This is a genomic window from Lewinella sp. IMCC34183 (assembly GCF_003390915.1).
Taxonomy (GTDB): Bacteria; Bacteroidota; Bacteroidia; order Chitinophagales; family Saprospiraceae; genus Neolewinella.
Map to the genome: position 1 here is coordinate 90441 of NZ_QMEM01000008.1, position 25404 is coordinate 115844.

19 protein-coding genes and 1 pseudogene are annotated in these 25404 nt (G+C 61.4%); 10 read left to right on the forward strand and 10 right to left on the reverse strand.

The features are described from left to right. Nucleotides 1-95 precede the first annotated feature (95 nt). The 4 genes from DQG19_RS16545 to DQG19_RS16560 all read left to right on the forward strand — a co-directional run bounded on the left by DQG19_RS16545 (nucleotide 96) and on the right by DQG19_RS16560 (nucleotide 3554). Entirely contained in the window at nucleotides 96-1070 is a 975-nt protein-coding gene (locus DQG19_RS16545; RefSeq protein WP_116127406.1) for an NAD(P)H-dependent flavin oxidoreductase, read from the forward strand. After that, complete coding sequence (locus DQG19_RS16550) at nucleotides 1070-1894, forward strand: SDR family oxidoreductase (RefSeq protein WP_116127407.1); 825 nt, start codon at nucleotides 1070-1072, stop codon at nucleotides 1892-1894. Before DQG19_RS16545 ends, DQG19_RS16550 begins: the two co-directional genes overlap by 1 nt. A gap of 12 nt (nucleotides 1895-1906) precedes the next feature. Beyond that, nucleotides 1907-2644, forward strand: a complete 738-nt coding sequence (locus DQG19_RS16555; protein WP_116127408.1) for an enoyl-CoA hydratase-related protein — start codon at nucleotides 1907-1909, stop codon at nucleotides 2642-2644. Nucleotides 2645-2822: 178 nt separating this feature from the next. Beyond that, on the forward strand, nucleotides 2823-3554 hold the full coding sequence (locus tag DQG19_RS16560) for a helix-turn-helix transcriptional regulator (RefSeq protein ID WP_116127409.1): 732 nt from the start codon (nucleotides 2823-2825) through the stop codon (nucleotides 3552-3554). Nucleotides 3555-3700: 146 nt separating this feature from the next. On the opposite strand, the gene DQG19_RS16565 is transcribed toward DQG19_RS16560, so the two are convergent. Together DQG19_RS16565 and DQG19_RS16570 are read right to left on the reverse strand one after the other, a co-directional pair. Next, nucleotides 3701-6088, reverse strand: coding sequence for a glycoside hydrolase family 3 N-terminal domain-containing protein (locus tag DQG19_RS16565; protein WP_116127410.1), 2388 nt, complete (start codon nucleotides 6086-6088; stop codon nucleotides 3701-3703). 63 nt (nucleotides 6089-6151) lie between these two features. Then, a complete protein-coding gene (locus tag DQG19_RS16570) occupies nucleotides 6152-6643 on the reverse strand; it encodes a DUF6495 family protein (protein ID WP_116127411.1) in 492 nt (163 codons plus the stop codon). 209 nt (nucleotides 6644-6852) lie between these two features. Here DQG19_RS16570 and DQG19_RS16575 point away from each other — a divergent pair, with 209 nt between their 5' ends. After that, nucleotides 6853-7206 (forward strand): TerC family protein, encoded by a 354-nt coding sequence (locus DQG19_RS16575; RefSeq protein WP_232826546.1) that lies wholly within the window; start codon nucleotides 6853-6855, stop codon nucleotides 7204-7206. A gap of 410 nt (nucleotides 7207-7616) precedes the next feature. Here DQG19_RS16575 and DQG19_RS16580 read toward each other — a convergent pair whose 3' ends face one another. The 3 genes and pseudogenes from DQG19_RS16580 to rplU all read right to left on the reverse strand — a co-directional run bounded on the left by DQG19_RS16580 (nucleotide 7617) and on the right by rplU (nucleotide 10619). Beyond that, nucleotides 7617-8873, reverse strand: coding sequence for a DEAD/DEAH box helicase (locus DQG19_RS16580; protein WP_116127412.1), 1257 nt, complete (start codon nucleotides 8871-8873; stop codon nucleotides 7617-7619). Nucleotides 8874-9999: 1126 nt separating this feature from the next. Next, a pseudogene (rpmA, locus tag DQG19_RS16585) lies at nucleotides 10000-10251 on the reverse strand (50S ribosomal protein L27); the annotation flags it as partial. 53 nt (nucleotides 10252-10304) lie between these two features. After that, nucleotides 10305-10619: a 50S ribosomal protein L21 gene (gene rplU / locus DQG19_RS16590; protein WP_116127413.1), complete on the reverse strand. Its 315-nt coding sequence runs from the start codon at nucleotides 10617-10619 to the stop codon at nucleotides 10305-10307. A gap of 268 nt (nucleotides 10620-10887) precedes the next feature. Here rplU and DQG19_RS16595 point away from each other — a divergent pair, with 268 nt between their 5' ends. Beyond that, nucleotides 10888-11307, forward strand: coding sequence for a hypothetical protein (locus DQG19_RS16595; RefSeq protein ID WP_116127414.1), 420 nt, complete (start codon nucleotides 10888-10890; stop codon nucleotides 11305-11307). On the opposite strand, the gene DQG19_RS16600 is transcribed toward DQG19_RS16595, so the two are convergent. The 5 genes from DQG19_RS16600 to DQG19_RS16620 are packed head-to-tail and all read right to left on the reverse strand — an operon-like array spanning nucleotide 11221 to nucleotide 15451. After that, entirely contained in the window at nucleotides 11221-12039 is an 819-nt protein-coding gene (locus DQG19_RS16600) for a DUF2520 domain-containing protein (RefSeq protein ID WP_116127415.1), read from the reverse strand. The two genes, DQG19_RS16595 and DQG19_RS16600, sit on opposite strands and share 87 nt — an antisense overlap. A gap of 16 nt (nucleotides 12040-12055) precedes the next feature. Beyond that, complete coding sequence (locus tag DQG19_RS16605; RefSeq protein ID WP_116127416.1) at nucleotides 12056-12709, reverse strand: phosphoribosylanthranilate isomerase; 654 nt, start codon at nucleotides 12707-12709, stop codon at nucleotides 12056-12058. After that, nucleotides 12706-13524, reverse strand: coding sequence for an indole-3-glycerol phosphate synthase TrpC (gene trpC, locus DQG19_RS16610; protein ID WP_116127417.1), 819 nt, complete (start codon nucleotides 13522-13524; stop codon nucleotides 12706-12708). Before trpC ends, DQG19_RS16605 begins: the two co-directional genes overlap by 4 nt. Nucleotides 13525-13576: 52 nt before the next feature. Next, nucleotides 13577-14569 carry an anthranilate phosphoribosyltransferase gene (gene trpD, locus DQG19_RS16615; protein WP_116127418.1) on the reverse strand — a complete coding sequence of 331 codons (993 nt, stop codon included), beginning with the start codon at nucleotides 14567-14569 and terminating at the stop codon, nucleotides 13577-13579. Nucleotides 14570-14581: 12 nt separating this feature from the next. Continuing rightward, nucleotides 14582-15451, reverse strand: coding sequence for an outer membrane beta-barrel protein (locus DQG19_RS16620; RefSeq protein ID WP_116127419.1), 870 nt, complete (start codon nucleotides 15449-15451; stop codon nucleotides 14582-14584). Between the two features lie 333 nt (nucleotides 15452-15784). Between DQG19_RS16620 and DQG19_RS16625 the strand changes: the two genes are divergently transcribed. The 4 genes from DQG19_RS16625 to DQG19_RS16640 all read left to right on the forward strand — a co-directional run bounded on the left by DQG19_RS16625 (nucleotide 15785) and on the right by DQG19_RS16640 (nucleotide 25400). Then, nucleotides 15785-18976 (forward strand): SusC/RagA family TonB-linked outer membrane protein, encoded by a 3192-nt coding sequence (locus DQG19_RS16625; RefSeq protein ID WP_116127420.1) that lies wholly within the window; start codon nucleotides 15785-15787, stop codon nucleotides 18974-18976. 28 nt (nucleotides 18977-19004) lie between these two features. Beyond that, nucleotides 19005-20462, forward strand: coding sequence for a SusD/RagB family nutrient-binding outer membrane lipoprotein (locus DQG19_RS16630; RefSeq protein ID WP_116127421.1), 1458 nt, complete (start codon nucleotides 19005-19007; stop codon nucleotides 20460-20462). Nucleotides 20463-20707: 245 nt separating this feature from the next. Further along, nucleotides 20708-23902 carry a SusC/RagA family TonB-linked outer membrane protein gene (locus DQG19_RS16635; protein WP_116127422.1) on the forward strand — a complete coding sequence of 1065 codons (3195 nt, stop codon included), beginning with the start codon at nucleotides 20708-20710 and terminating at the stop codon, nucleotides 23900-23902. Between the two features lie 43 nt (nucleotides 23903-23945). After that, nucleotides 23946-25400, forward strand: a complete 1455-nt coding sequence (locus tag DQG19_RS16640; protein WP_116127423.1) for a SusD/RagB family nutrient-binding outer membrane lipoprotein — start codon at nucleotides 23946-23948, stop codon at nucleotides 25398-25400. The last annotated feature ends 4 nt before the right edge of the window (nucleotides 25401-25404 follow it).

The following is a 25404-nucleotide window of genomic DNA, read 5'->3' on the forward strand; positions in this document are numbered from 1 at the left end:
GCGTACCTACGGTCCGCCCACGGTACCGGCCAGGAAGCCTTAATCCGGCAGCTGGAGTACCTCACTGCTTAGCGAATATTCGCTACTTTGCCGGCATGAAAAGTCGGTCCGAAATTTTGGCGGACCTCCACCTGGATATTCCGGTGGTGGTGTCGCCCATGTTCATCGTATCCCAGCAGCGGCTGGTCCTGGAGTGCTGTAAGGCGGGGGTGCTGGGTACTTTTCCGGCGCTAAATAACCGGAGTACGGAAGGCTTCGAGGAGTGGGTCGTCGAAATCAAGGGCGAGTTGGCCGCGGAAGCGGAACGACGGGAAAAAGCCCTGCCGCCCTTCGGCGTCAACCTGATCGTCCACAAGACCAACCCGCGGGTACAGGCCGACCTGGAGGTCATCGTTCGTCAACAGGTCCCGCTGGTCATCACCAGCCTGGGAGCAGTGAAGGAAGTGGTGGATGCCGTACACAGCTACGGCGGTCTGGTCTTCCACGACGTGACGAATACCTACCACGCCCAGAAGGCCATCGACGCGGGGGTCGACGGACTGATCCTGGTCTGCGCCGGCGCGGGCGGCCACGCGGGTACCCTCAACCCGATTCCCTTCGTGGCGGAGATCCGCGAGATGTTTGACGGGGTGATCCTGCTGGCCGGGGCCATCAGCACCGGGCGCGACGTAGCCGCCGCCCTGCAAATGGGGGCCGATCTGGCCTACATGGGCACGCGCTTCATCTCCACCCAGGAGGCTATCGCCGACGAGGAATATAAGAAAATGATCATGGCGTCGGGCACCCGCGACATCGTGTATACCGCTTCGGTATCTGGCATTCCCGCCAACTGGATGGCCAGTAGCTTAGAGGCGGCCGGGATCACGAAAGACATGTGGGAGCAGAAGGCCAAGGCCGACTTCGGCGCCGAACACGAAGCCAAAGCCTGGAAGAACCTGTGGAGTGCCGGTCACGGCGTGGCGTCCATCCGCGACAATCCTCCCGCCGCCGAGCTGATCGCGCGGCTACGACGGGAACTCCACGAAGCGATTGCCGCCCAGGCCGCCCTGCTGAATAAATTTCCCGCCTGATGGATCCCGCTACCTCGCCCGCCCGCTACTTTGCCCCCGACCTCTTCGCGGGCAAGACCGCCCTGGTCACCGGTGGCCGCTCCGGTATCGGCTACGCCATTGCGGAGGCCCTGCTGCGGCTCGGGGCCCGCGTATGCATCTGTTCCCGTAAACCGGAACCCCTGGCGGCGGCGGCAGCCGCCCTGCGCGAATACGGCACCTGCGTGCAGCGCCCCTGTGACATACGCGACAGCGGGGAGGTCGAAGTGCTGGCGGACTTCATCGCCGACGAGTTCGGACAGCTGGACCTGCTGGTCAATAATGCCGGCGGACAGTTCCCCGGCTTGGCCGAAAACCTGAGCGACAACGGCTGGAACGCCGTCATCAGTACCAACCTGAACGGAACCTTCTACGTGAGCCGCATCATGGCCAAGCGCTTCTTCCTTCCCCAGTCCGGCGGTAACATCGTCAACATCATCGTGAATATGCTCCGCGGCTTTCCGGGTATGGCCCATACGGGCGCGGCGCGGGCCGGCGTGGAGAACCTGACCAAGAGCCTGGCACAGGAGTGGGCCCACCATAACGTACGGATCAATTGCGTGGCCCCCGGCACTATCCTTTCCTCGGGACTGGACACCTACGCGGAACCGGTGCGGCAGTTGCTGGACAGCATGGAGGAAGACAACCTCATGGGCCGTCACGGCACCGTGGAAGAAGTTGCCGCCGCGGTGCTCTACCTGGCGGGACCTATGTCCAGCTACACCAGCGGGACCACCCTATACGTAGACGGAATGGACCACCTGCACGGCGACCGGATGCGCCTGGTACGCGGCGCGCGGACCTGATCAATCCCCCTTATGGACTACCAGCTGCACCAACACATTGCCTACCTCACCTTCAACCGTCCGCACCGGGCCAATGCCCTGGATCTGGCGGGCTGGGAAGCGTTGCGCGCCGCTTGCGAGCGGGCGGACGCGGATCCGGAGGTTCGGGTAGTCGTCCTGCGCGGGAATGACCGGCACTTCTGCGCGGGCATGGACATTACGGTACTGCAGGAGATGCAGGAGCGGTTTCGCGGCACCGGGGGGGAACTGCGGGAACGGGTGACGGCGTTCATCGCCGGATTGCAGGACTGCGTGACGGCCATCGAACGCTGCCGCAAGCCGGTCGTCGCCGCCGTGGAAGGGGCGTGCATCGGGGGCGGGGTAGACATCCTCACGGCCTGCGACGTGCGCTACTGCACCAAGGATGCGCGCTTTTCGGTAAAGGAGGTCGACCTGGGCATCGTGGCGGACCTGGGGACGCTGCAGCGGTTGCCCGGTATCGTCAATCCCGGGGTAGCCGCCGAGTTGGCCTTCACCGCCCGCACCTTCGACGGGCGGGAGGCGGAGGCCATGGGCCTGGTGGCCGAAGCGCTCGGTAACGGCGCGCAACTCCGCTACCGGGTGGGACAAACAGCGGACGCCATAGCGGCAAAGCCCCCCCGCGTAATCGCGGGCATCAAGGCCGCCCTGCTACAGCAACGGGGCCGGCCGGTGGGAGAGGGGCTTACCTACGTGGCCGGGCTCAGCGCGCGGACCATGCTGGGAGAATAGGACCTATACCTCCGGGAAGGAAAACAGTAAAATTTCGGTGAAAGCGGAACGGTGGAAAACCAACAAATCCACCCGTACGGCCCCTAAATACCTACAATTATTTAAGAATTCTTGTTGAAAACTTGCGCGGCTGTTTGAAAATGTTTTAATTTGTCCGTAAATAAACTGATACCGAAATATGATAACCGAAGATCGCCGCGAATTGAACGATCGTTTCCGCGAGGTTTTCCAGATACTGGAAGATCGCGGCGAGATCATCAAGAACGACCGCAACGGGCGTGGACTGGGTGATTTCGCCAAGCGGATCCTCAACAATCGTTCCTACGGCCACATCATCCGGGCCTACCTCAACCCCGACGACAAGCGCTGCATCAACTACGAGCAGGCCCGCCGGGTGTGCAGCGAGTACAACGTCAACCAGGAGTACCTGCTCGAGGGCAACGGTACCCCCTTCGGCATGGACCTGCCCAAGGTCGCGGACATCAGCGGCGTGGCCGTCAAGCAGAATATCCTTTTCACCTCCGTGGAAGCCTTCGCCGGCGCCAGCGTCGACGGTGACAGTTTCCTCCGGGAAGAGGCGCAGTTCTTCTCCCTGCCCGATCTCTTTGGAGACGGCTTCGTAGCCTTCCCCATCAACGGCAACTCCATGGAGCCGGTCATCAACGACGGCGACGTCGTTATCTGCCGGCAAATCGCCGGAGTGCACGAGATCAAGGAAAACAAGATCTACGCCGTCCGCTCCAAGGGAAGCCTCTGGGTGAAGTACGTGCAGCCGATCAAGGACAGCAAAAGCCGTATCCACTCCCTCAAACTAATTTCGGCTAACTACCTCGAGCACGATCCCTGGATAGAGGACGTGGATAAGAATACGCGTCTCTACGAGGTGCAGAAGCGCATCAGCGACCTTTAAATGATCTAACCTAAGCTATCCCCTTTGCAAGCGGTGGTCCGGCCAATCGGCGCCGGGCCACCGCTTTGTCGTATACGAGCTATCCTGCTGTATTTTGTTTTGCGCACCGGCTCGGCTCCACGCCGGGCCGGTGCCTTAGTGAGAGGCTACCTCGCCTGGGTGACTACCGCAAGCGTGGTCGATTTGAGGTCCTCGTCCCGGCTGCTGTTCCCAACCATCAGGCGAAAGGTACCGGGTTCCACGGCGTACACCATGCTAGAGGTCAGGAAGCTCAACTGGTCAAACCCGATCTCGAAGGTCACGGTTTGCGATTCCCCCGGGGCGAGTTCTACCTTCCGGAAGCCCTTCAGCTCCTTTACCGGCCGCGTGACCGAGCTGAACTCGTCACGGATGTAAAGTTGCACCACTTCCTTGCCCCGCAGTTTCCCCGTATTGGTTACGTCCACTGACACGGTAGTGTTGCCGTCCGGCACCATCTGCGCCGCACCCAGGCGGGGTTCACCGATCTCGAAGGTGGTATAGCTAAGGCCGTAGCCGAAGGGATAGAGGGCGTTGACGTCCTCCAGCAGGTACCCCCGGCGGGCCGTCGGCTTGTAGTTGTAGTAGGCCGGAATGTGTCCCGCAGAGCGGGGAATGCTGATCGGTAGCTTGCCGCTGGGGGCCACGCTGCCGTAGAGTACGTCGGATATGCTGTGCCCGGTTTCCTGTCCGAGGTAGAAGCACTGGAAGACGGCGGTGGATTTTTCTACCAGATTACTGATGTTGAGCGGGCGGCCGCCGAATACGAGGCCGATCATGGGCTTGTCCAGGGCCGCGAGGGCATCGATGAGTTCGTTCTGGGTGCCCATCAGCTCCAGGGAGGGACGGTCGCCCAGGTGTGATTCGGCCCAGGCTTCGCGGCTGGTGAGCTCGTTGCCGCCGACGGCGAGGACGATCACGTCCACCTCCGCGAGGTCCGAGACGGCCTTCTTTATGCGGGCCCGGTCGTCTTCCTCCCGCACCACCATCACGGGGTCCTTGTACCAGCTACCGGCCTCGGTTACCCGCGTTCCTTCTGAATAGATCACTTTTCCGCCGTGCTTCCCCGCATAGGCCTCCAACCCTTGCCGGACCGTGACGAAGTGTTGGGGGTCGCTGGAGTATCCGCCCAGCAGTGTGAGGTCGGCGTTGGGGCCGACCACGCCGATGGTTAGTCCTTCCTTCAGCGGCAGCAGGCCGTCGTTTTTGAGCAGGATCATGGATTCGGTTCCGGCCTGCCGGACGAGCGCGTCGTCGACCGCCGTGTTGGAAAGGGCTGCGGCCGGGTCGAGGTAGGGTGATTCGAAAAGTCCGCGGTCAAATTTCTGCCGCAGGATCCGGCCAACGGCGGTATCGAGGATGGACTCGCTGAGCTCCCCGTCGTTAACGGCCTCGACGAGCAGAGGGAAGGCTTTGGCATCGGGCAGTTCGATATCCACGCCGCTGCTGATGGCCAGAATGGCCGCCTGTTTGAGGTCGACAGCTACGGCATGGCGGGTACTCAGTTCCTCGATTCCGTAGTAGTCGGAAACCACGGCTCCGCGGTACCCCCATTCCCCCCGCAGCAGGTCGTTAAGCATCCAGCCGTTGGCGTGGCTGGGGACGCCGTTGACCTCATTGTAGCTGGCCATGATGTTGCGGACGTTGCTGTTCGCCACGATATGTTTGAAGGGGTAGAGAAACACCTCCCGGAGGGTGCGCTCACTGATGTTGGCGGGCGCGATGTTATTGCCGCCTTCGGGTTCACCGTGACCGGCCATGTGTTTCAGGGTAGCAAATACTTCCCCCGGATCCCACCGGTCGTTGTCGCCCTGAAACCCGAGGACAGCCTGCAGGCCCAGTTCACCGGCGAGGTAGGGGTCTTCGCCGAGGGTTTCCTCGACGCGGCCCCAGCGGGGATCGCGGGCTACGTCTACCACGGGCGTCAGGACCACGTGGGCACCCCGGCTTGCCGCCTGCCGGGCGGCCGTAGCGTAAAGCTGTCGGGTGAGCTTGCGGTTGAAGGTGGCCGCCACGGCAATGGGTTGGCCCCAGCTGGTCGCATCGCGGGCGGCCAGTCCGTGCAGGCTTTCCTCGTGCATGAGGGCGGGAATGCCGAGGCGGGTTTCCTCGACGAGGTAGCGCTGGATGGCATTGACGTACTCTACCGTTTCGGCGGCCGTCCGCCCCGGTTCCCCGTTTCCACTTAGTTCGCTCGGTCGGGCGACGTGGCCGATGCCGTGGGGAATGAGCTGACGGGCCTTTTCCGGATCGAAAGCGTAGGCTTCGGTTTCCATGTCGTGCTTGGCCGCCCACACCGAGATCACCTGGGCCACTTTTTCCTCCACGGTCATTCTCCCCAGCAGATCGGCGATGCGATCGTCGACGGGTTGGTCGGCTTCCTTGTAGATCGCCGTTTCCGTGTTGGTGCGCGGTACCGCGGTGGCGGCCGTAGTGGGTGCGGTGGTGCTGTCCTGCGGACCATCACAGGCCGACCAGAAAAGAAACGTGACCAGCAGGGGGAGGCAGCGCAGCATAGAAATAGGTTGACGGGCGGAGAGATAAGGTAATAACTTTCGCACACGCGACCGTACCGTGCCTTACCTAAGACCGTCGAGCAAGTGAAAGAGTTCTCCGGAATCGATAAGGGCCCCCTCCTCCATGCGAAGAAAGACATCCTGGTCGCGGCCGATGGGCAAGTAGGCCCGCTCTGCGGAGTACAGTTTGGGAGCCGCGCCGTCGGCCTTGAGCTGCTCGAAGATCTGCTGCGGGGGAAGGTCGCTGTCGGTCAGGTCGACGCTCGTTTCCCCGCTGATGAGCAGGCCACGCATTTCGATCTTGTCGGGCCCGGTGCGGTAGGTGCGCAGGTCGTGGGGTTTGCGTTGCACGAGGTACTCCACCCGCTCGATCACCCCGGAGAAGACGATCTGACTGAACTGGAGGATGAGGCCGTCGGCCCGCTGCGGATCCTCGGCCTTGATGCGCACCCAGCTTTCGGCATCGATGCCGTTGACGCTGAGAAACTTGACGAACTGGTCCCGGACCTCTTCGAGCTCATCTCGGCGCAGGCGGCGGAATTTTGTTTCCTTCATAGGCACCACAAACAAATGCCCCGGGGCGTAGTTTTGCCCGTAGTGGCCAAATTATGGCCGCCCAATTACTCGCCCGTCCATATTTGAAATTCCCGATTTCGGAAGCGGAGCCGTCTGGCTTTCCCTCCTCACCCTCACCTTTCTCGAGATCGTGCTGGTTATCAACAACATCATCTTTATCTCCATCGCGAGCGGCAAGCTCAAATCGGATGCCGACCGGAAAAAGGCCACCAAATATCGGGCTGGTGCTGGCCATGGTCCTCCGTATCGCTCTGCTGTTCGGCGTTTTCTGGCTAGTATCGCTTAAGGAGCCGTGGTTCGAATTCGATTGGGGGTGGGCCAGCGGCGGCTTCAGCGGGCAGAGCCTCATCCTGATCGCCGGAGGCATCTTTCTGCTTTATAAATCGACTTCCGAGATCCACCAGAAGCTGGAAAGCGACGAGCACGTAGATTGCGACCCCGGGACCCCGAAGGCCGGCGTGTCCCTGAACTCCGTCATCTTTCAGATCACCATCATCAACATCGTTTTCAGCTTCGATTCCATCCTCACCCGTATGGAGTAGGAGAGATGCCTGCCTGCGTAAACGGACGTCCTGCCAGCGATTTATTAGTCAATTTGACAAATAAACCGCGAAAAGCTTGCACGACCGAAATTTTAATTGTTACTTTGACAACTATAAGCTACTCCCGGTACCCCCACTACCGTAAAAAACCAAATTCAGCTGCTTAGCTAAAGACACGGGTAATGTGCTTGCCCGAATTTTTTGATCGAACGATTAGTTGTGATGCGTCGCTCCCTCATTGGGGGGCGACGCTTTTTTTATAGCTACACGATCGGCATTGGGGAGGTGTAACGCGCCGGTTTCGCGGTCCGGGGCATCACTAACATAACAATGCCCCGGTGCGGGTACTGAAGGATCAGTCCGCAACCGGGGCAGTGCAATAACGGGGCGGCAGGGCCCCGGAGGTCGGTCTACTTATCGTAAAAGGTAATGGCTTCGCCACCCTTCCCGGCGCGACCGGTACGGCCGACGCGGTGGATGTAGGTGTCGTAGTCCGTGGGGGCTTCGAAGTTGATCACGTGGGTGATGTCGTCGATGTCCAGTCCACGGGCGGCGACATCCGTAGCGCAGAGCGCCTTGATCTTACCCGCCTTAAAGGCGTTCAGGGCTTTTTGGCGGTAGTTCTGGCTCTTGTTGCCGTGGATCTCGTCGGCGGAGATACCGGCCTGGTTGAGCTTCTTGGTCACCTTCTTGACGCGGTGCTTCGTTTCGGCGAAGACAAGTACCCGCTTCATTTCGGGCTGTTGCAGCATCTCGATCAGTTCGTCAAACTTGTTGTCGGGCTCGACGAAGTGGACGGACTGGTTGATGTGCTCGGCCGATGCCTCTCCGCTGCTGACCTTGATGGTCTGGTAGTCGGTGAGGAAGTGGTCGATCAGCTTCTGCTGGCTTTTGTCGAGAGTAGCGGAGAAGAGCATCGTCTGGTCACGCTCGCCCATCTTGTCGGTAAGGAACATAACGTCCTTCTGGAAGCCCATGTCGAGCATGCGGTCGAATTCGTCGAGCACCAGTACGCTGGCTTCCTGCAGGTCGATCTTACCCTGTTGGTAAAGGTCCTTCAGGCGACCCGGCGTGGCCACCACGAGGTGGTAGCTGCGCTTCTTCAGGTTGACGATGTCGGTGTTGATGTTACGGCCACCGATGAGGGTGATCGCATTGTACTTCATGCCGAGCGTCAGGGCGCGGAACTCGTCCTCGATCTGGAGGGCCAGCTCCCGGGTCGGGGCCAGGACCAGCGTCTGGAAGGGTTCTTCGCTTTCGAGCAGGGCGTCGATCAGCGGGATCAGAAAGGCGCCGGTTTTGCCGGTGCCGGTGGTGGCGATCCCCATCACGTCCTTCAGGGCGGCGACGTGCTCGAAGGATTTCTCCTGGATCTCGGTGGGGTACACCCAACCGGCCGCCTTAATGGCGCTTTTGAGTTTAGCGTTGATCGGCCAGTCGGCAAATTTGGTTTCCGCGTGGTACTCGACGGTCTTCAGTTCGACGCCTTCGTGCACCATCATGTCGGCGGGAAGGGGAATGTAGTTGTGGTTGGAGCGGCCGCCGCCGGATCCGCGACGGTCGCGGTTTCCGCCGCCACCGCTGCTGCGGCGCTTGCCGCCGGAACGCTGGGGTTTGCTAGTGCTGCGGCCTTTGCCGGAGCGGGAAGAGGGACGTTTGCTGTCCATAAAGAAAAGGGGAATTAGTTGCCCCGGGTCGCGGGGGGTACCACAGCAGGGCCGGCGCGGGGGCCGGTTGGTGGGTCATAAATGCTTCCGTCCGAATGGGATTGATACCCGAGCAGTCGGGAATATCGGGCGAGGCGTGGATCGGTAGAAGCAAAGAGTCCCGGCTCGCGCCGCAAAGGTAAGTAAAAAACAATTGGTTGGGAGATATAGTTTCCCGGCCCCGGTTTGACCTCCCGCGGGACAACCCTCCGGGGGGGTGCTGCGTTGAAGCTATTCCACACGGGTCCTAAAACTTGGTTGACCCTACAATTTATTTAAATTGGGAAGTGACTTCGGCCTGTCTAGGGCGGGCCTCAACTCCTTCGACTTGTCAGGATTCCGAACCCGGTTCTGCCGGGGGAAGACAAGGGGATTACCGAACCAGGCCAGCTATCCCAACCATGTTCTTAGCAGGAGTCAAACCACCTGGGGGCACGTGTGGATTTAATACAAAACGCCCGACCGAGATCATCTCGGCCGGGCGTCTTCGTTTTCGCTAGGGTGGGGAAGGGGACTACTCCTCTTCGCGGCCGCCCTGCAGCTTGTCCTGCATTTCCTCCAGTTCTCCCCACTTGCCGGTGGCGGCGAGTGCGGCCTGGGCGGGCCAGGTTTTGGGGCTGTGGGTCTTGTAGTTGCCACCCGCATCGTTGAGCTGCTGCTGCAGGAAGTCGACGTCGGTGTCGGCAAGTCCCTGCCAGCTCTTGATGCCGGCGGCGCTGAGGATACCCGCGATACCGGGGCCGATGCCCTCGATGACGGTCAGGTCGTTCACTTTGTAGGTCTTGCCGCTGGGGGTCACCACCTCTTCGGGGCGATCGCTGCCGGTAACCTCCGCGGTATTCAGGGCACCGCCCTGGTCTGCATTGGCGGCGGCCAGCTCGGCCTCGTCGGTAATGCCGGGAGCTACGCCGGGCATTTCAGGGGCATCATCCATGTGGACGGGTCCCTGAGCGGCCTTGGCGTCCTGCGACTTGGCGGGCTTGCCGGCGTTAGCGGGTTGGGTGCCGTTGCTATCGCTGGAGCGGCGGGCGGCGGTGCGCTCGTTGCTGCTGCTACCGTTGCCGTTGCTGCCGTTCTCGCCTTCCAGGGAAGGATCGATGCTGACGAACATGCGGTTCAGGCGGCTCTTGCGGAAGCTCACCTTGCCGTCTACTTTGGCATGGATCGTGAAGTCCTTACCCATGTAGACGTTCTCGCCCGGGTGGTACTTGGTACCCCGTTGGCGGATGATGATGTTGCCGGCCTGGGCTACTTGCCCGCCGAACAGCTTCACGCCGAGGCGTTTGGATTTGCTGTCGCGGCCGTTGTCGGTACTACCTACACCTTTTTTGTGTGCCATGGTATCTAAATTTTTGGCTCCCCGAGGGGATAGTTAGGAATAAGGGGCCGTGACTAGCCCGCGATGGAGTCGATTTTCAGCTTGGTGTACTGTTGACGGTGACCGTTCTTCTTGCGGTAGCCCTTGCGGCGCTTTTTCTTGAAGACGATTACTTTGTCGCCCTTGACGAGCGGCTCAACGACGGTAGCGCCGATGGAGGCGCCACTGAGCATCGGCGTGCCTACGGTCACGTTGTCGCCGTCGGCGAGCAGGTGGACCGCATCGAAGCTGACGGAATCGCCGGCTTTGGCTTCTAGCCGGTGGACGAAGATCTCCTGACCTTCCTCAACTTTGAATTGCTGACCGGCTATGGTTACGATTGCGAACATCTGAAATGGATGTTGGTGAAAAAATTGATTTCGGGGCGCAAAGGTAAGGAAAACTTTCGATTCCTGATGCCCTTTCGTTCACATTCCTTCGGCGCGTACGCCGGAGCGGTGTAGCCGGAGTTCCGGGGAGCTATTCGGATCATGATCTGCTGTCAGACTTGGTCCGCGGACGGTCACTACGGGCCATTCGTCCGTTCGGGGGGAAGGGCCGTCGATGAGATGCTACCGTACGCTTCCCGTGCCCGATCTTAGACCAAATTCAGCAAAGATGATCGACGACATTCTATCCGGGGCCCGCAATGCACTCTCCGGTCTGGCCAGTACGGTAGGGGAGGGCACCCGCGACAAAACAAACAAAATCATTGAGGAATGGATGAAGATCTTCCCGATCTTGGAAGGCTACGGACTGGAGATCACCAGCTTTTCCATGACCCTCGCACTTAATCCGGCCCTGAACGTGGAGCTGGTCGGCAAACACAGCAACTGGACCGAGGACCTTATCAAGCAACGAATGTCCGCTCACCGGGGTGAAGCGGCCCTTACCACGGTCTTCACCGCGATCCGTACGGCGTACCGCCTCCAGCGGCAAACCCACGCCCAGCTACGGGATCCGTTGATCCTGAAGGTTATTGTCCGTATCACCCCTGAAGTCCGGGTCGTCCTGGGGCAGCCGATACTGGAGGATTAGCGCACTGATTTCGCGGTACAACTGACGATACGCCGGCCGGTCGAGCAGCGAAAGGTGGCGTTCCATCGTAGCCGTATCGCCCCGGGCGGCGGCACCGGTTTGCCGGTCGGCGGGGCGGCGGCCGTCCTGCTGGCCGGCAGTATTCCGAATGATGGGCAGGAGCAGCTCGAAGGGGATATCCTCCTGCGCGCACAGCTGGTAAGCCACCTCGTACAACGCGGTAACAAAATTATTGGAGAAGACCGCCGCCAGGTGCAGCTGGGCCCGCTGCCCGTCGTCAAGCCAGGCCACCGTATCGCTCAGGCGACCGGCCAAGTGCCGCAGGTACTCCGCCGCCGTATCCGTACTGCCGTAGATCACCAACGGCAGGTCGCGCCAGTCGGTCACCACCTCGCCCCGCCGGAGCGAGCGGATCGGCCAGAGGACGCCCCGGTGGTCAAAAAACGCGCTGATGCGCGCCGCCGGCGTGGCACCGCTGGTGTGGAACACGGGAATATCCGCGGGCAGGTACCCGGTCAGCCGCTCACTCGTTGTAGCTATGTGGTTGTCGGGAACGGCCAGGAAAACGGCCTCGGGCCCTTCGTGCCGCAAACTCTCGTAGTCCGAAACGACCAGCCGATGTTCCGATGCGGAACCGGGATCGCGGCTCACTATCCGGGCGCGCTCGGGGCCCAGGACACCCCCCAGGTGCCACGCCAGGTGACCGTTTCCGACGATAACGATACGCGACATAGGCGAAAGGCAATAACTAGCTCAGGCGGGAAAGGAATTCTTTGAGCAGCGCCACATTCTTGATGCCGGGCGCATCCTCGAAGCGGCTATTCAGGTCGATTCCCCGGAACTGGGGATGATCGATGGCCCGAATGGCCTCCGCGTCGTCGGGGCCGATGCCTCCGCTCAGCAGGAAGGGGGTAGGGCCGTTGTATTCCCGGAGCTTGTCCCAGTTCCACTTCTTACCGGTACCCCCCGGCAGCCGGTGACCGCCGGTATCGAATACGAAGAGTCCGCAACTGCCGGTGTAGGGCGCAGTACGCTGAAAATCGAAGTCTTCGGTGACGGCAAAGGCCTTGCATATGGAGGCCTTGCGCAGGGTGTTGACACTCCACAGGAGCTTGAGCTCCTGGCAGTAGCCCGGACTTTCCTCACCGTGTAGCTGCACCCAGTCCAGGTGAAAATCGTGGACGCTGTTCAGCAGGTAGTCTACTTCGCCGTTCACGAATACACCTACGAGATCGGTATCGGTAAAGAGGTCGCTGTTGTTGCCGATCCATTCGCTCAGCGCGGGGGTTCCGGCGAAGCGGGGAGAATCCGGATGAAAGATCAACCCCAGGTAATCCACGCCCAGGCCGTTCACGGCGGCGATATTTTCCGGCTCGCGCAGGCCGCAGACCTTTACCCTCATGCTATGGCGTCTTTGTAAATGTCATCGATCTGCCGGGTCTTCCGGATGAACTCGGCGCAGGCCTTCCCCGGGTCGGGCTGGCGCATGAAGTAGGTGCCGATGAGGAATCCCCGGAAACCCGACCGCCACAGCTTGACGATCGACTGGGGGTCGTCGATACCGCTCTCACTGATGCGCATGATGCCCGGCGGCAGCATTTCCGCGAGCTCGAGGCTGTTGGTGATGCTGACCGAGAAGTCACCCAGGTTCCGGTTGTTGACGCCGATGATGTCCACGTTGGGACTGATGCGCGCCACCTCTTCCTCGCTATGCACTTCGCAGATTACCTGCAGCCCGAGCTCGTCGGCCTCCGCGGCCAGCTCGTCGATCTGCTGGGGGGATAGCACCGCGGCGATGAGGAGTACGGCGTCCGCTCCCAGGGCCCGGGATTCGTGCAGCTGGTAGCGGTCAATGAGAAAGTCCTTGCGGATAACGGGAATGTCGACCGCCGCGCGCACCTGCCGGATATCGTCGGGCAGTGCGCCGAAGAATTCCTCGTCGGTCAGGCAGCTGATGGCCGCGGCCCCGGCGGCGGCGTAGCCCCGGGCGACCGTGGCGGGGTCGGCGGCCAGGTTGATGTCCTGTTGGGAGGGGGATTTGCGCTTGAATTCGGCGATCAGCCCGAAGTTCTTATTGGACTCCAGGGCCTGGCACAGGTTGTGGCGCTTGTGCTCGTAGGCCGCCGAATCCTGCAGCGCATCCAGGCTGACCCGATCGCGCCGGTCCTTCACCTCAAGTTTCTTGCGTTCGATGATGCGGTCGAGAATGTTGGCCATGGATAAATTGCTTAGAAAACGGGAAGATAAGGCATTCGCCCCGGCCAAGGTTCTACGCGTCCAGCAGTTTCCGCAGGACGCCACGGGCCGCGCCGCTGCGCAGGCTTTCGCGGGCTTCCGCCACGCAATCCGGCAGGCTCCGGTCGGGATGAATCACCCGTATCGCCAGGCCGGCGTTGGCGCACACCACGTCGGTCTGGGCGGGGGTAGCCTCGCCGTCCAGCACCGCCAGGAAGATCGCCTTGCCCTCCGCGGCGGTCTCGCCACCGTACAGGTCGGCGGGCTGCAGGGCGGGAAGCCCGAAATCGCTGGGTTCGTAAATGGCCTGGCACCTGCGTCCGCGCACGCTGGCCCCCCCGGTAAGGCTAATCTCGTCGTAGCCGTCCAGGGCGTGAACGATCAGGTAATCGCGCGTTTCCTCTCCCTGCAGGAGGTAATCGTAGATGCGGCTGACCTCGCGGTCGTAGGTACCGAAGAGCTGGTAACGGGGGCGGGCGGGGTTAATGAGCGGCCCCAGCAGGTTGAAGAAGGTCCGCACCCGCAGCGATTTACGCACGGGCACCACGTTCTTCATGGCGGGGTGGAACAGGGGAGCGTGGAGGAAGCAGATGCCGGCACGATCCAGGTGGCCGATCAGGGTGTCGCGGTCATTGGTGAAGGTGTAGCCCAGGGCCTGGAGCACATCGCTACTGCCCACGTTGCTGCTTACCCCGTAGCTGCCGTGCTTGGTGACGGGGTAGCCGGCGCCGGCCACGACCACGCACGACAGGGTACTGATATTGAAGGTATTCTTGCCGTCGCCGCCGGTGCCGACGATGTCGATCGTTTCCCGGCCGTCGAGCGGCAGGGGGCGGGCCAGCTCCAGCATCGCGTCGCGGAAGCCCTGAATCTCGGAGAGGTGGGGCGGGCGCATATTGATCGCGGACACCACGGCCGCGATCTCCGGTTCGGCCGCCTCGCCGTTGGCGATCCGCTTCAGAGTAGTATAGGCATCGGCGCGGCTCAGGGGCGCGCGGGCATAGAGCTGGTTGAGCAAATTTTTCATAACGGAACGTTCTCAGAAGCGGAAGCCTACGCTGGCCTGGATCACGCGGTTGTAGTCCTTGTCGGATACGTTGTATTCCCGCTCGCTCACGCCATCGGTACGGGTGAGGCGCAAGTCGTTCTCTCCGCGGGTGGCATCCGTCAGGCCGAACTGGTAGCGTACACCCAGGTACAGGCCACTGTTGAGGAAGAAGGAGGCGCCGCCCACCAGGCCGAAATCGAGGCGCCGGTAGAGGGGGCGGTCGTCCTCTGAGTTGTAGTAGGCATCGATGACGGTGGGAAAGGTATTGTTCGGGTCCGACTCGATCACCGCTTGCTGCTGGGTAACGTTATTGAAGTAGTTGAAGTCGTAGTTGACGCTGATCGGCTCGATGCCCTGACCCTGGTTGTTGATCAGGTTCGTGTACTCGGCCGATCCGCTGGCCCGGCTGTTCACCAAAAAGCCGGCGGAGACCCCGGCTTCAAGTTCGACGGGGCCGATCTTGTGGTAGGCGACCAGGGGAATGTCGATGTAGCTGTTCAGTACGTCCCGTTCACTCGTCACCGTACCGGTGAGCCGGTCGTTGTTCACGGACGGGTCGAGGGAGTAGAGATAGAAATAGGACGGCCCGTTGTAGAGCACTTCACCGCCCTTCTGACTGTACATGAGGTCGGCCTTGAGGCCAAACAGGTCGGTGATGGCGTAGGCGAAAGTGGCGCCGACGTGGAAGCCGGTGGTGCGGTTGAATTCCTCCAGGTCCATGCCGTCGGCTCCCATCTCGGAGTCGGCGTCGAAGGAGATAAAGTTGAGTCCGGCGCGGAACCCGCCGCTGAACTCCTGAGCGTGGAGGAGCGAAACCGGCAGAAGGGTGAGGCAGAAAACTGCTGTTCGGAAGACGTTCATGGGGGTAATTTTCGGGTCAAAGATGCGCTTATTTTGCCTAAAGGGCCCCTTTCGCCCCGGCCCCGGGTTTCCCGACCTTGCGGAGAGCCTGCCGGGGGAGTAGCGGGGGCGTGGGGATCAAATGAGGCGGGCGCGCGGGTGCGGGGTTGTACGCAAATGAGGGAAAGTAGATGGATAATTCGGGAAAATCGAAAACTATCTTTTGTAGCTTTGTGCATCCTTTACACACGCCACGGTAACATTGGCTTACCGTGTGCTTCCGCCAAATCTTTACGACGGCCGTCCTGGTGCGTCGTCCGCCTTACTACTTCCTAACCTTTCAACTAACCATAAATGCAGAGATTTCTAACCGTTCTCGCGTTAGTGTTCGGGACCCTTGGATCGTTGCTGGCCCAGCAATCGATTTCGGGGACAATCACGGACGCTACGGGCGAGCCGCTCATCGGAGCATCTATCCTGGTAGCAGGTACAACCACCGGTACGGTCACCGACTTCGACGGTACCTTTTCCCTTTCCGTTCCTGAGGGCGGGGAAGAGCTTATCGTCAGCTATACGGGCTTTGCCACCCAGCGGGTTCCGCTGACCGCGGCGTCTACCTACGACGTGGTCCTCGCCGAGGGCGTCCAGCTCAACGACGTGGTCGTGACGGCGCTCGGTATCTCCCGTGAGGAGAAATCGCTGGGCTACGCCGTGGCCCAGGTCGACGGTGCCGACCTCAACAAGGCGCAGGAGACCAACCTGGTCAGCAGCCTGAGCGGTCGCGTAGCCGGCGCCCAGATCAACAACTCGAACAACGGCCTCAGCGGCTCGTCGAGCATTCTCCTTCGCGGGGCTACCTCGATCACCGGCAACAACCAGCCGCTGTTCGTCGTCGACGGTACGCCCATCGACAACAGCTCCTTTAACGGCAGTGGTGCCGCTTCCGGCGACGGTGGCCAGGACTACGGTAACCTCGCCCAGGACATCAACCCCAACGACATCGCTTCGGTCTCCGTACTGAAGGGCGGTGCCGCCGCCGCGCTCTACGGTTCGCGGGCGTCCAACGGCGTCATCCTGATCACCACCAAGAGCGGTCAGAACCGCAAAGGGGTCGGCGTGACCATCAGCTCCGGCGTACAGTTCAACCAGGTGGCCCTGCTGCCCGACTACCAGAACCAGTACGGCGGTGGCACGCGCCCCACCTTCAACACCTTCGATTTCGACGAAGACATTCACCCGGCGGAGTGGCGGGAATTCCAGGGCCAGCCCCTGGTCGACTACTCCTTCGACGGCAGCTGGGGCCCCGAGCTGGACGGCACCCTCGTCCGCCACTGGGACAGCTGGTTCCCCGGGGAGAACTTCGGCGAGCTGCGCCCCTGGGTAGCGTCTCCCGACAACGTCCGCGACTTCTACGAAACCGGCGTGCAGTTCAACAACAACGTATCGATCGCCGGGGGCAACGACCAGACCACCTTCCGCCTTTCGTACACCAACAACGACAACAGCGGCGTGTACCCGACCTCCACGCTGAAGCGCAACACGATCAACGTGAGCGCCACCCAGAAACTGGGCAGCAAGCTGACGGCCGCCATCAACGGCAACTACGTCAATACCCGTGGCGCGGGCCGGCCCGGTATCGGTTACGGAACCGGCTACGCGGTCAACGTGCAGACCAACTTCAACCAGTGGTGGCAGCGGCAGCTCGACATCGACCGGCTGAAAAATTACCAGCAGGCCGACGGCTCGCCCCGCAGCTGGAACATCAACGGCCCCGAGGACCTGGATGCCCTGTACTGGGAGAGCCCCTACTGGACGATCAACAAGGACCTCAGCGGCGACCAGCGCGACCGCGTTTTCGGTAACCTGAGCCTGCAGTACGATATCCTTCCGGGCCTCTCGCTGCAGGGATTCGTGCGTACCGACTACTTCACCTTCCGGACCAACAGCCGGATTGCCTCGGGGACGCCCACGGCCCTGGACTACTACGAGACGCGCAACATCACCAGCCGCGAGAACAACTACGAGGCACTGCTCAACTACTCCACTTCGATCAGCGAGTTCACCATTGACGCCCAGGCGGGAGCCAACCTCCGGAAGAATTTCTATGACTTCAACCGGAGCAAGACCGACGGCGGACTGAACGTACCCGAACTGTACACGATCGAGTCGTCCATCTCCCGACCCATCATCGACAACTTCCGCAGCGAGAAGGAGGTGCAGTCGGTTTACGGCCGCGTAAGCCTCGGCTGGCGCTCGTTGTTCTACGTGGACGCCACGGCCCGTAACGATTGGTCCTCGACCCTGGAGGCCGGCAACAACAGCTACTTCTACCCCTCGGTATCCTCGAGCTTCGTCTTCAGCGAGCTCATCGGCGGCCGCGACATCATCAGCTTCGGTAAACTTCGCGGCGGCGTAGCCACGGTGGGCAACGATACCGACCCCTACAACACCCGCAACTTCCTCATCAACCGGGGACCGTTCGGCCGCCGGCCCGGCTTCGGCGTGTCCAACACCCTGAACAACTTCGACCTGGTATCGGAGCGCATCACCACCTGGGAGGTCGGTCTGGACATGCGGTTCCTCAACGACCGCGCGGGCTTCGACTTCACCTACTATAACATCGAGTCGCGCGACCTGATCATCCCGGTCAGTATCTCGGGTACCTCGGGCTACGGAAGCACCTACCTTAACGCCGGACTGCTCTCCAACAAGGGCATCGAGCTGCGGGTATACGGTACCCCGGTACAGACCGAGAACTTTACCTGGAACACCTCGGTCAACTTTGCCCGCAACCGCAACCAAGTCGTGGAACTGGCCGAGGGTGTAGACCGCCTCTCGATCGACGGCAGCTGGAATGTGACCTTCCTGGCCGAAAAGGGCGAACCCTACGGCTCGCTGAATGGCGCCGGCTACGCCCGCAACGACGACGGAGACGTACTCGTGGACGAAGAAGGATACCCCATCCGGGAGACGAACCTCGATTTCGGCAGCGCCTACCCCGACTTCACCGGTGGCTTCCTGAACGACTTCCAGATCTACGGCTTTAACCTGTCGACCCTGATCGATTTCCGGAAGGGCGGCTCGCTTTACTCGGTTTCTAACCTCTTCGGCAGCTACTCCGGCGTGCTGGCGAGTACCGCCGGCAACAACGCGAAGGGCAACCCCGTACGTGATCCCGCGACCAACGGTGGCGGAATCCTCGTCGAGGGTGTCCGCGAGGACGGTACCCCCAATGAGACGTACATCGACATTCGTCCTTACTTCGAAACCCTCTACGGCTACCCCGAGGCATTCATCTATGATGCCAGCTTTATCAAGCTCCGCGAGGTGTCGATCGGCCGGGCGCTGCCCGCCCGGTGGTTCGAGAACAACTTCATCGGCAACGCCACCGTCAGCCTCACCGGTCGTAACCTGGCTATTCTGCACAAGAATACCCCCAACATCGACCCCGAGGCCGCGCTTTCGAACGGTAACGTCCAGGGCTTTGAGAACGGACAGAACCCCAGTGTCCGGAGCTTCGGCGTAAGCCTCAACGTAGGCTTCTAGCATCCTCCCCAACTAAAATATAATCCAAATGACACGCATCTTTCTTGCGACTCTCGTTGCTTTCGGACTGTCTTCCTGTACGGATGACTTCGCCGAGATCAACACCAATCCGAACTCCCCCACCGAGGTACCTACCTCCTACCTCTTTACGGAGGCGGAGGGCAGCCTCGTCGCCGACCTGGTGGGCGAGGGCGGACTCTCGACCATCGGTCAGCACTACGCCCAGTACCTGTCCCAGACGCAGTATACCGACGTCACCCGCTACAACTCCGTGGAGAGTTCCTTCTACGGCATATACAGCGACGGGCTGCAGGACCTGCAGACCATCATCAACCTGAACACCGACCCCGCTTCCGCCGACCGGGTGGACGATTCGGGATCCAATGCCAACCAGATCGCCCTGGCAACCATCCTGCTCCAGTGGGGCTACCTGAATGTTACGGACATCTGGGGCGACGTACCCTACAGCGAGGCCCTGCAGGGCGCCGAAAACTTCTCGCCCGTCTACGACGAGCAGGAGCAGATTTACCGCAGCGCCGTGGAAAAACTGGTGATGGCCGGCGACATGATCGAAGCGGGTACTGTGACCGGAGACCTGATTTACAACGGCGATATGGAGGCGTACCGCCTCTTCGCTAACAGCCTGATCCTGCGGGCCGGACTGCGCGTAGCCAACGTTGCGCCGGCACTCGGCGAGGAATGGACCAAGCTGGCCCTGAGCCGGGGGGTATTCACCTCCAACGACGACAACGCCCAGCTGGTCTACGCCGGTACCGGCGGTCTGGGTGACAATACCTGGTTCGTCAACTACCAGACGCGCTCCGACTACGCCGTCAGCGCTCCGGTGGTCAACACCCTGCAGGAACTGAACGACCCGCGCCTCATGGTGTACGCCCGCCCTACCGCCAACACGGCCAATACGGCCAACCCCCAGTACGTGGGTAAGGTGTACGGCGTCACGGAGGCCGTTGCCCTGCAGCAGAAAAACGCCGATACCTCCTTTCCGGGACTTGACTTCGTAGGTCGTACCGCTCCCGCGGTCATCCTCACCTACAGCGAGGTACTCTTCAACCAGGCCGAGGCCGCCGCCCGCGGCTGGATCGACGGCGACGCGGAGGAACTGTACAACGCCGCCATCACCGCGAGCATGAACCAGTGGGGGATCACCAACCAAACCGCCATCGACAGCTACCTGGCACAGGAAGACGTGGCCTACGATAGCGACAACTTCGAGATGTCCATCGGCAACCAGAAATGGTTGTCCCTGTACTTCCAGGGCCTCGAGGGCTGGGCGGAATACCGCCGCCTCGGCTACCCCGACCTGATGCCCGCCCCGGCCGCCCTGCTGACCGACCAGATCCCGCGGCGTCGCGGCTATACCGTCACGGAATTCTCCCTGAACCGCGAGAATTACAATGCCGCAATCGAACGGCAGTTCGGTGGAGAGGATACCCTCGACGGCCGCATCTGGTGGGACGTAGAGTAGTATATATTACCGACTGGTCACCCCTGGGTGACCGACGCACCGGGGGAGAAGCAAGTTGCTTCTCCCCCGGTTTTTTTATGCTCCGACCCTCGGCAGGACCGGTGTACGAGAATAGCACGACGGATAATATTCTGCACAAAAGTTAAGGTTTTACCGGTGCATATTACCGGGCCGTCCCCTAGGGTTAAATAGCCATCAAAGCAGGTATTTACTGCCTTGATATCTACCATCTTAACCCACGTTTTATGCGGCGCGTTATTCCTGTTCTCCTGCTGGTCCTGGGTCTTACCGGACATGGCATCGGTCAGCAATCCATCTCCGGAACAATCACCAGTGCGGACGGCAATCCCCTCGGCGGAGCCTCCGTGGAGCTTCCCCCCGGGCAGGAGGCTGCGGTTTCCGACCGTGACGGCACCTTTACCCTCACGGTACCTGAAGGCACGAAGCGGATATACGTGCGTCGCCCGGGCTTCCAGAAGCGGACCATCCGGCTGGATTCCACGCACACCTACCAGATAGCCCTGGAAGCAGAGCCACGCCCGGAGGAGCCGGTAGTGACCGCGCTCGGAATCCTGCGGGACCCCTATTCGCTGACCTTTGACGTGCCCCGGGTGAAGGGGGGGAAGGTCGCCGCCGCGCAGGAACTCAATTCGATTGCCGCCCTCACCGGTCGCGTGGCGGGCCTGCGGGTAATCAACGACAACAGCGGGCAAGGTGGCTCGGCCCACCTGTTGCTGCGGGCGAATACCTCGTTTACCGCCGATCAGCAGCCGCTCTTCGTGGTGGATGGCATTCCGTTCGCCAACGACAACAATAACGATCCGAGTACGGTAGTCGCCGCGGGCGGCCGCGACTTCGGCACCACCATCATGGATTTGAACCCCGCCGACATCGCTGCGATATCGGTGCTCAGGGGAGGTGCCGCCGCGGCGCTGTACGGAATGCGTGCCGCCAACGGCGTCGTCCTCATCACCACCCGGTCGGGCCGCGAGGGCGCGGGGTTCGGGGTAGCTGTCACCTCCGGACTCAGCGTAAGCGAGGTTGCCCTGCTGCCGGAGTACCAGAACCAGTACGGCGGGGGCGACAGCCAGGAGTTCAGCACCTTCACGTACCGGCCGGGGGTACACCCCGCCACGTGGTCGGCTTTTGACGGGCAGCCTATGCCCCAGTACCGTAGCGACCAGAGCTGGGGGCCTGAAATGACCGGCCAACCCGTGCGGCACTGGGACAGCTGGTACCCGGGGGCGGAATTCGGAAAGCTGCGCCCCTGGTCACCGCGACCCGATAACGTCCGTAATTTCTATACCACGGGAATCGCGATCAACAACACGGTAGCCATCTCCGGTGGCGGGAAGTCCCGGTCGTACCGGTTGTCGGCGTCCAACAACAGCAACTCGGGCGTCTATCCTGGCTTCCGCCTCAACCGGAATACCGTCCACGCCAACGTTACCCAACGTATCGGCCGGCGACTGTCGGCCTCGCTACGCGGCGGGCTGGCCCATGTCGGCGGGCAGGGCCGCCCGGCGATCGGACTCGGCAGTTTCGGCGATCCGGTAAACGTACAGACCAATTTTAACCAGTGGTTTCAGCGACAACTGGATATTGACCGACTAAGAGATTACCAGGGAGAAGAGCAGAATAGCTACAAGACCTGGAACCTGTACACCCCGCATAAGCCCTCCGCGGTATACTGGGAAAGTCCCTTCTGGTCCATCGACAATAACCAGAGCACGGAGAAGCGTAACCGGGGCTACGGCAACCTGAGCCTGGAGTACCAGGTCCTTCAGGGACTAACGGTAACCGGAAGCGTGAATACCGACCGCTACCACTTCTCGGTGGACGATCAGATCGCCACCTACTCCACGGCGCACATCGGTTACCGGCAGATGATCCGGGTGGACCGCAGCAACGACAACTTTTCCCTGCGAGTTGACTATACCACCGACCTGAAGCACAACCTGGCCCTGCGGGCCGGACTGGGCGGAAACCTGCGGATGGACCGCTACACCTCCGAGCGGCGCAAGGTGAACCCGGAAATGGACCTGACGGGAGTGGATACCATAAACCTGTGGTACATCGATTCGATGCGCACCGACCTCGTGCAAAACGTCGATATGCAGTCGGTGTACGGCTACGCGGGCATCGGCTGGCGCAACACGCTGTTTCTGGACGCTTCTCTGCGCAACGACCGTACCTCCGCCCTGGAGGCAGGCTACAACAGTCATCTCTCACCGGCACTCTCGGCCTCCTTCGTATTCAGCGAGTTGCTCGACAGCCGACTGCTTACCTACGGTAAACTACGCACCAGTGTAGCGCGGGTAGCCAGCGATCCGGTACCGTACCGCACCCGCCAGAGCTACCTCGCCACGCAGGAATACGACGGCCTTTACGGGGCGGGCTTACCGGCGCTGCAGGCCAACGCCGGACTGTTGACCGAGACCGTCTCAACGACCGAACTGGGGCTCGACCTGGGTTTTTTCCGCGACCGCATCGGCCTGGGACTGACCTACTATACGATCAACTCCCGCGATCTGGTACACACCCAGCCCCTTAGTGGCGCGAGTGGCTACTCCTTCATCACCGTCAACGGCGGCGAGATGCAGAACCAGGGGGTGGAAGTCGCGCTTTCGCTCGTGCCGGTGCGGACGGCCAGCGTGAGTTGGCGTACCCGGCTGAGCCTGGCCATGAACAGGAACACGGTAACCTCCCTGGGCGGAGAGCAGGCCGCAATTGAGCTGGACGGCTACGGAGTACAGTTCGTTGCTGCCCCCGGCATGCCGTACGGTACGCTGGTGGGTACCGGCTACCAACGCGATGCGGCCGGGAACGTACTGGTTGACGGAAGTGGATTTCCGCTAATAGAGGAGGGGGTGGCCTTCGGCAGTGCCTTTCCTGACCTGACGGGCGGGTTGGTCAACCAGTGGCAGTACCGCAATTTCAACCTGGGTACCCTGATCGATTTCCGGCGGGGTGGGGCCGTCTACTCCCTCTCCAACCGCAACGGGTCATACACCGGCCAACTCAGCAATACGGTAGGCACCAACGAAAACGGAATGGACGTCCGCAGCCCAGTGGAGGCCGGCGGTGGCATCCTGGTTGCGGGGGTGAACGAAGACGGGACACCGAATACTTCCTACGTTGATGCCCGGGAATATTTCACCCACCTACTCGACATCGATGAGGCCTACGTCTACGACGGCAGTTTCGTAAAGCTGCGCGAGGTGACCGTGGGGTACCAGCTGCCGGAGGTGTGGTTCAAGCAGAGCTTTATCGACGGGGTGCGGGTCAACCTGTACGCCCGCAACGTGGCCATCCTTCAGAAGAATACGCCCAATATCGACCCCGAAGCCGCCATTACGAACACCAACGTACAGGGCTTCGAGAACGGCCAGAACCCGACCGTACGCACGGTTGGACTTCAGGCCCACATTGAATTTTAATTCCATCCCCGCCGCTTCCTTCCAACCATTTACCGAGCTACCTATGCGTCGTTTCGTTTCCCTTTTTGCCCTGATCGTCACCGGATTGTCGGCCTGTACCGACAATTTCGAAACCCTGAATACGGATCCGCTGGCCCGGACGGAAATTACGGCCGCGGAACTCATCACCGAGGCGGAATACAGTCTGGTCGATCAGCTCCTCGGCTCCGGGTTCGAAGGTCTCGGACCGTACGGTCTGCATTACGTACAGCACCTGTCGCAGACCCGGCGTACGGACGTTACCCGGTACGACGAGGCGCAATCCTCCTTCTATTCCCTCTACACGGGGGGGCTGCGGAATCTCCAAACCGTGATCGACGGTCACGCCGCCGGCGCGGAGGGGGCGGTAACCGTATCCGGTAACCAGGCCGCCGTGGCCCGCATTCTGCAGGAATGGGCGTACCTGTCCATGACGGATGTCTGGGGCGACCTGCCCTACACCGAGGCGCTGCGGGGACAGGATGCGCCGACACCCGTCTACGATGATCAGCAAACCATTTACCGGGGCGTAGTAAGCAGTCTGGCGGCGGCCGGCGAGGCCCTGAACGACGAGCCTATCGAAGGCGACGTGATCTACCACGGCGACCCCAAACGCTGGCGGCGCTTCGCGAACAGCCTGATTCTCCGGGCCGGACTCCGCGTATCCGGGGTCAACGATCAACTGAGCAAGGAGTGGGTGAAACTGGCGCTGAAGCGCGGGGTAATTACGGACTCCAGCGGAACCGCTGCCTTGGTGTTTACGGGGACGGAGACCACCACCAACAGCTTCACGCTCGACGCGCTCTACGACTACAATTTTGCTACCAGTGAAGCCCTGGTCGACTTCCTGCTCGTTCGCGACGATCCGCGCCTGCCCGTCTACGCCCAGCCTACCTGGGCGGGCCTGGTATTCGGGAAGGAAGAATATGCGGGCATGCCGTACGGGATCACCCCAGAGGAGGCCGCCGACATTCCCCTGGACGAGGTCAGTTTTCCCGGCCCGGCCTTTACGATGGAGACGGCCCCGGCGGTGCTGCTCACGTACAGCGAAGTACTCTTCAACCGCGCCGAAGCCGCCGCCCGCGGGTGGGCGGAGGGCAACCCCGGACAGCTGTACCGGCAGGCCATCAAGGCAAGTATGCAACAACACGGGATCACGGACGAGGCATTGATCGCAAACTACCTGGCCCACGAGAAAGTGGCGTACGAACCCGGCCGGTCCACCCAGCTGATCGGCGAGCAAAAATGGATCTCCCTGTACTTCCAGGGGGTAGAGGCCTGGTCCGCCTGGCGGCGCCTCGGATACCCGGAACTGCAGCCGGCACCGGCGGCCATCAGCGTACCGACCATCCCCACCCGCCGCGGTTACCCCGGGGAAGAATTTGCCTTCAACAACCTCAACTACCTGGAAGCCCTGCGGCGGCAATTCGGCGGCGACGAGGACCCGCTGGACGGCCGGGTATGGTGGGACGTGGACTAAGCCG

Coding starts and splice junctions, on each gene's coding strand:
- DQG19_RS16545 (WP_116127406.1), top strand. CDS start 96: ATGAAAAGTCGGTCCGAAATTTTGGCGGACCTCCACCTGGATATTCCG.
- DQG19_RS16595 (WP_116127414.1), top strand. CDS start 10,888: ATGATCGACGACATTCTATCCGGGGCCCGCAATGCACTCTCCGGTCTG.
- DQG19_RS16630 (WP_116127421.1), top strand. CDS start 19,005: ATGACACGCATCTTTCTTGCGACTCTCGTTGCTTTCGGACTGTCTTCC.
- DQG19_RS16640 (WP_116127423.1), top strand. CDS start 23,946: ATGCGTCGTTTCGTTTCCCTTTTTGCCCTGATCGTCACCGGATTGTCG.
- DQG19_RS16550 (WP_116127407.1), top strand. CDS start 1,070: ATGGATCCCGCTACCTCGCCCGCCCGCTACTTTGCCCCCGACCTCTTC.
- DQG19_RS16605 (WP_116127416.1), bottom strand. CDS start 12,709: ATGAGGGTAAAGGTCTGCGGCCTGCGCGAGCCGGAAAATATCGCCGCC.
- DQG19_RS16620 (WP_116127419.1), bottom strand. CDS start 15,451: ATGAACGTCTTCCGAACAGCAGTTTTCTGCCTCACCCTTCTGCCGGTT.
- DQG19_RS16580 (WP_116127412.1), bottom strand. CDS start 8,873: ATGGACAGCAAACGTCCCTCTTCCCGCTCCGGCAAAGGCCGCAGCACT.
- DQG19_RS16565 (WP_116127410.1), bottom strand. CDS start 6,088: ATGCTGCGCTGCCTCCCCCTGCTGGTCACGTTTCTTTTCTGGTCGGCC.
- DQG19_RS16575 (WP_232826546.1), top strand. CDS start 6,853: ATGCCGACCGGAAAAAGGCCACCAAATATCGGGCTGGTGCTGGCCATG.
- trpD (WP_116127418.1), bottom strand. CDS start 14,569: ATGAAAAATTTGCTCAACCAGCTCTATGCCCGCGCGCCCCTGAGCCGC.
- DQG19_RS16600 (WP_116127415.1), bottom strand. CDS start 12,039: ATGTCGCGTATCGTTATCGTCGGAAACGGTCACCTGGCGTGGCACCTG.
- DQG19_RS16555 (WP_116127408.1), top strand. CDS start 1,907: ATGGACTACCAGCTGCACCAACACATTGCCTACCTCACCTTCAACCGT.
- DQG19_RS16570 (WP_116127411.1), bottom strand. CDS start 6,643: ATGAAGGAAACAAAATTCCGCCGCCTGCGCCGAGATGAGCTCGAAGAG.
- DQG19_RS16635 (WP_116127422.1), top strand. CDS start 20,708: ATGCGGCGCGTTATTCCTGTTCTCCTGCTGGTCCTGGGTCTTACCGGA.
- trpC (WP_116127417.1), bottom strand. CDS start 13,524: ATGGCCAACATTCTCGACCGCATCATCGAACGCAAGAAACTTGAGGTG.
- rplU (WP_116127413.1), bottom strand. CDS start 10,619: ATGTTCGCAATCGTAACCATAGCCGGTCAGCAATTCAAAGTTGAGGAA.
- DQG19_RS16560 (WP_116127409.1), top strand. CDS start 2,823: ATGATAACCGAAGATCGCCGCGAATTGAACGATCGTTTCCGCGAGGTT.
- DQG19_RS16625 (WP_116127420.1), top strand. CDS start 15,785: ATGCAGAGATTTCTAACCGTTCTCGCGTTAGTGTTCGGGACCCTTGGA.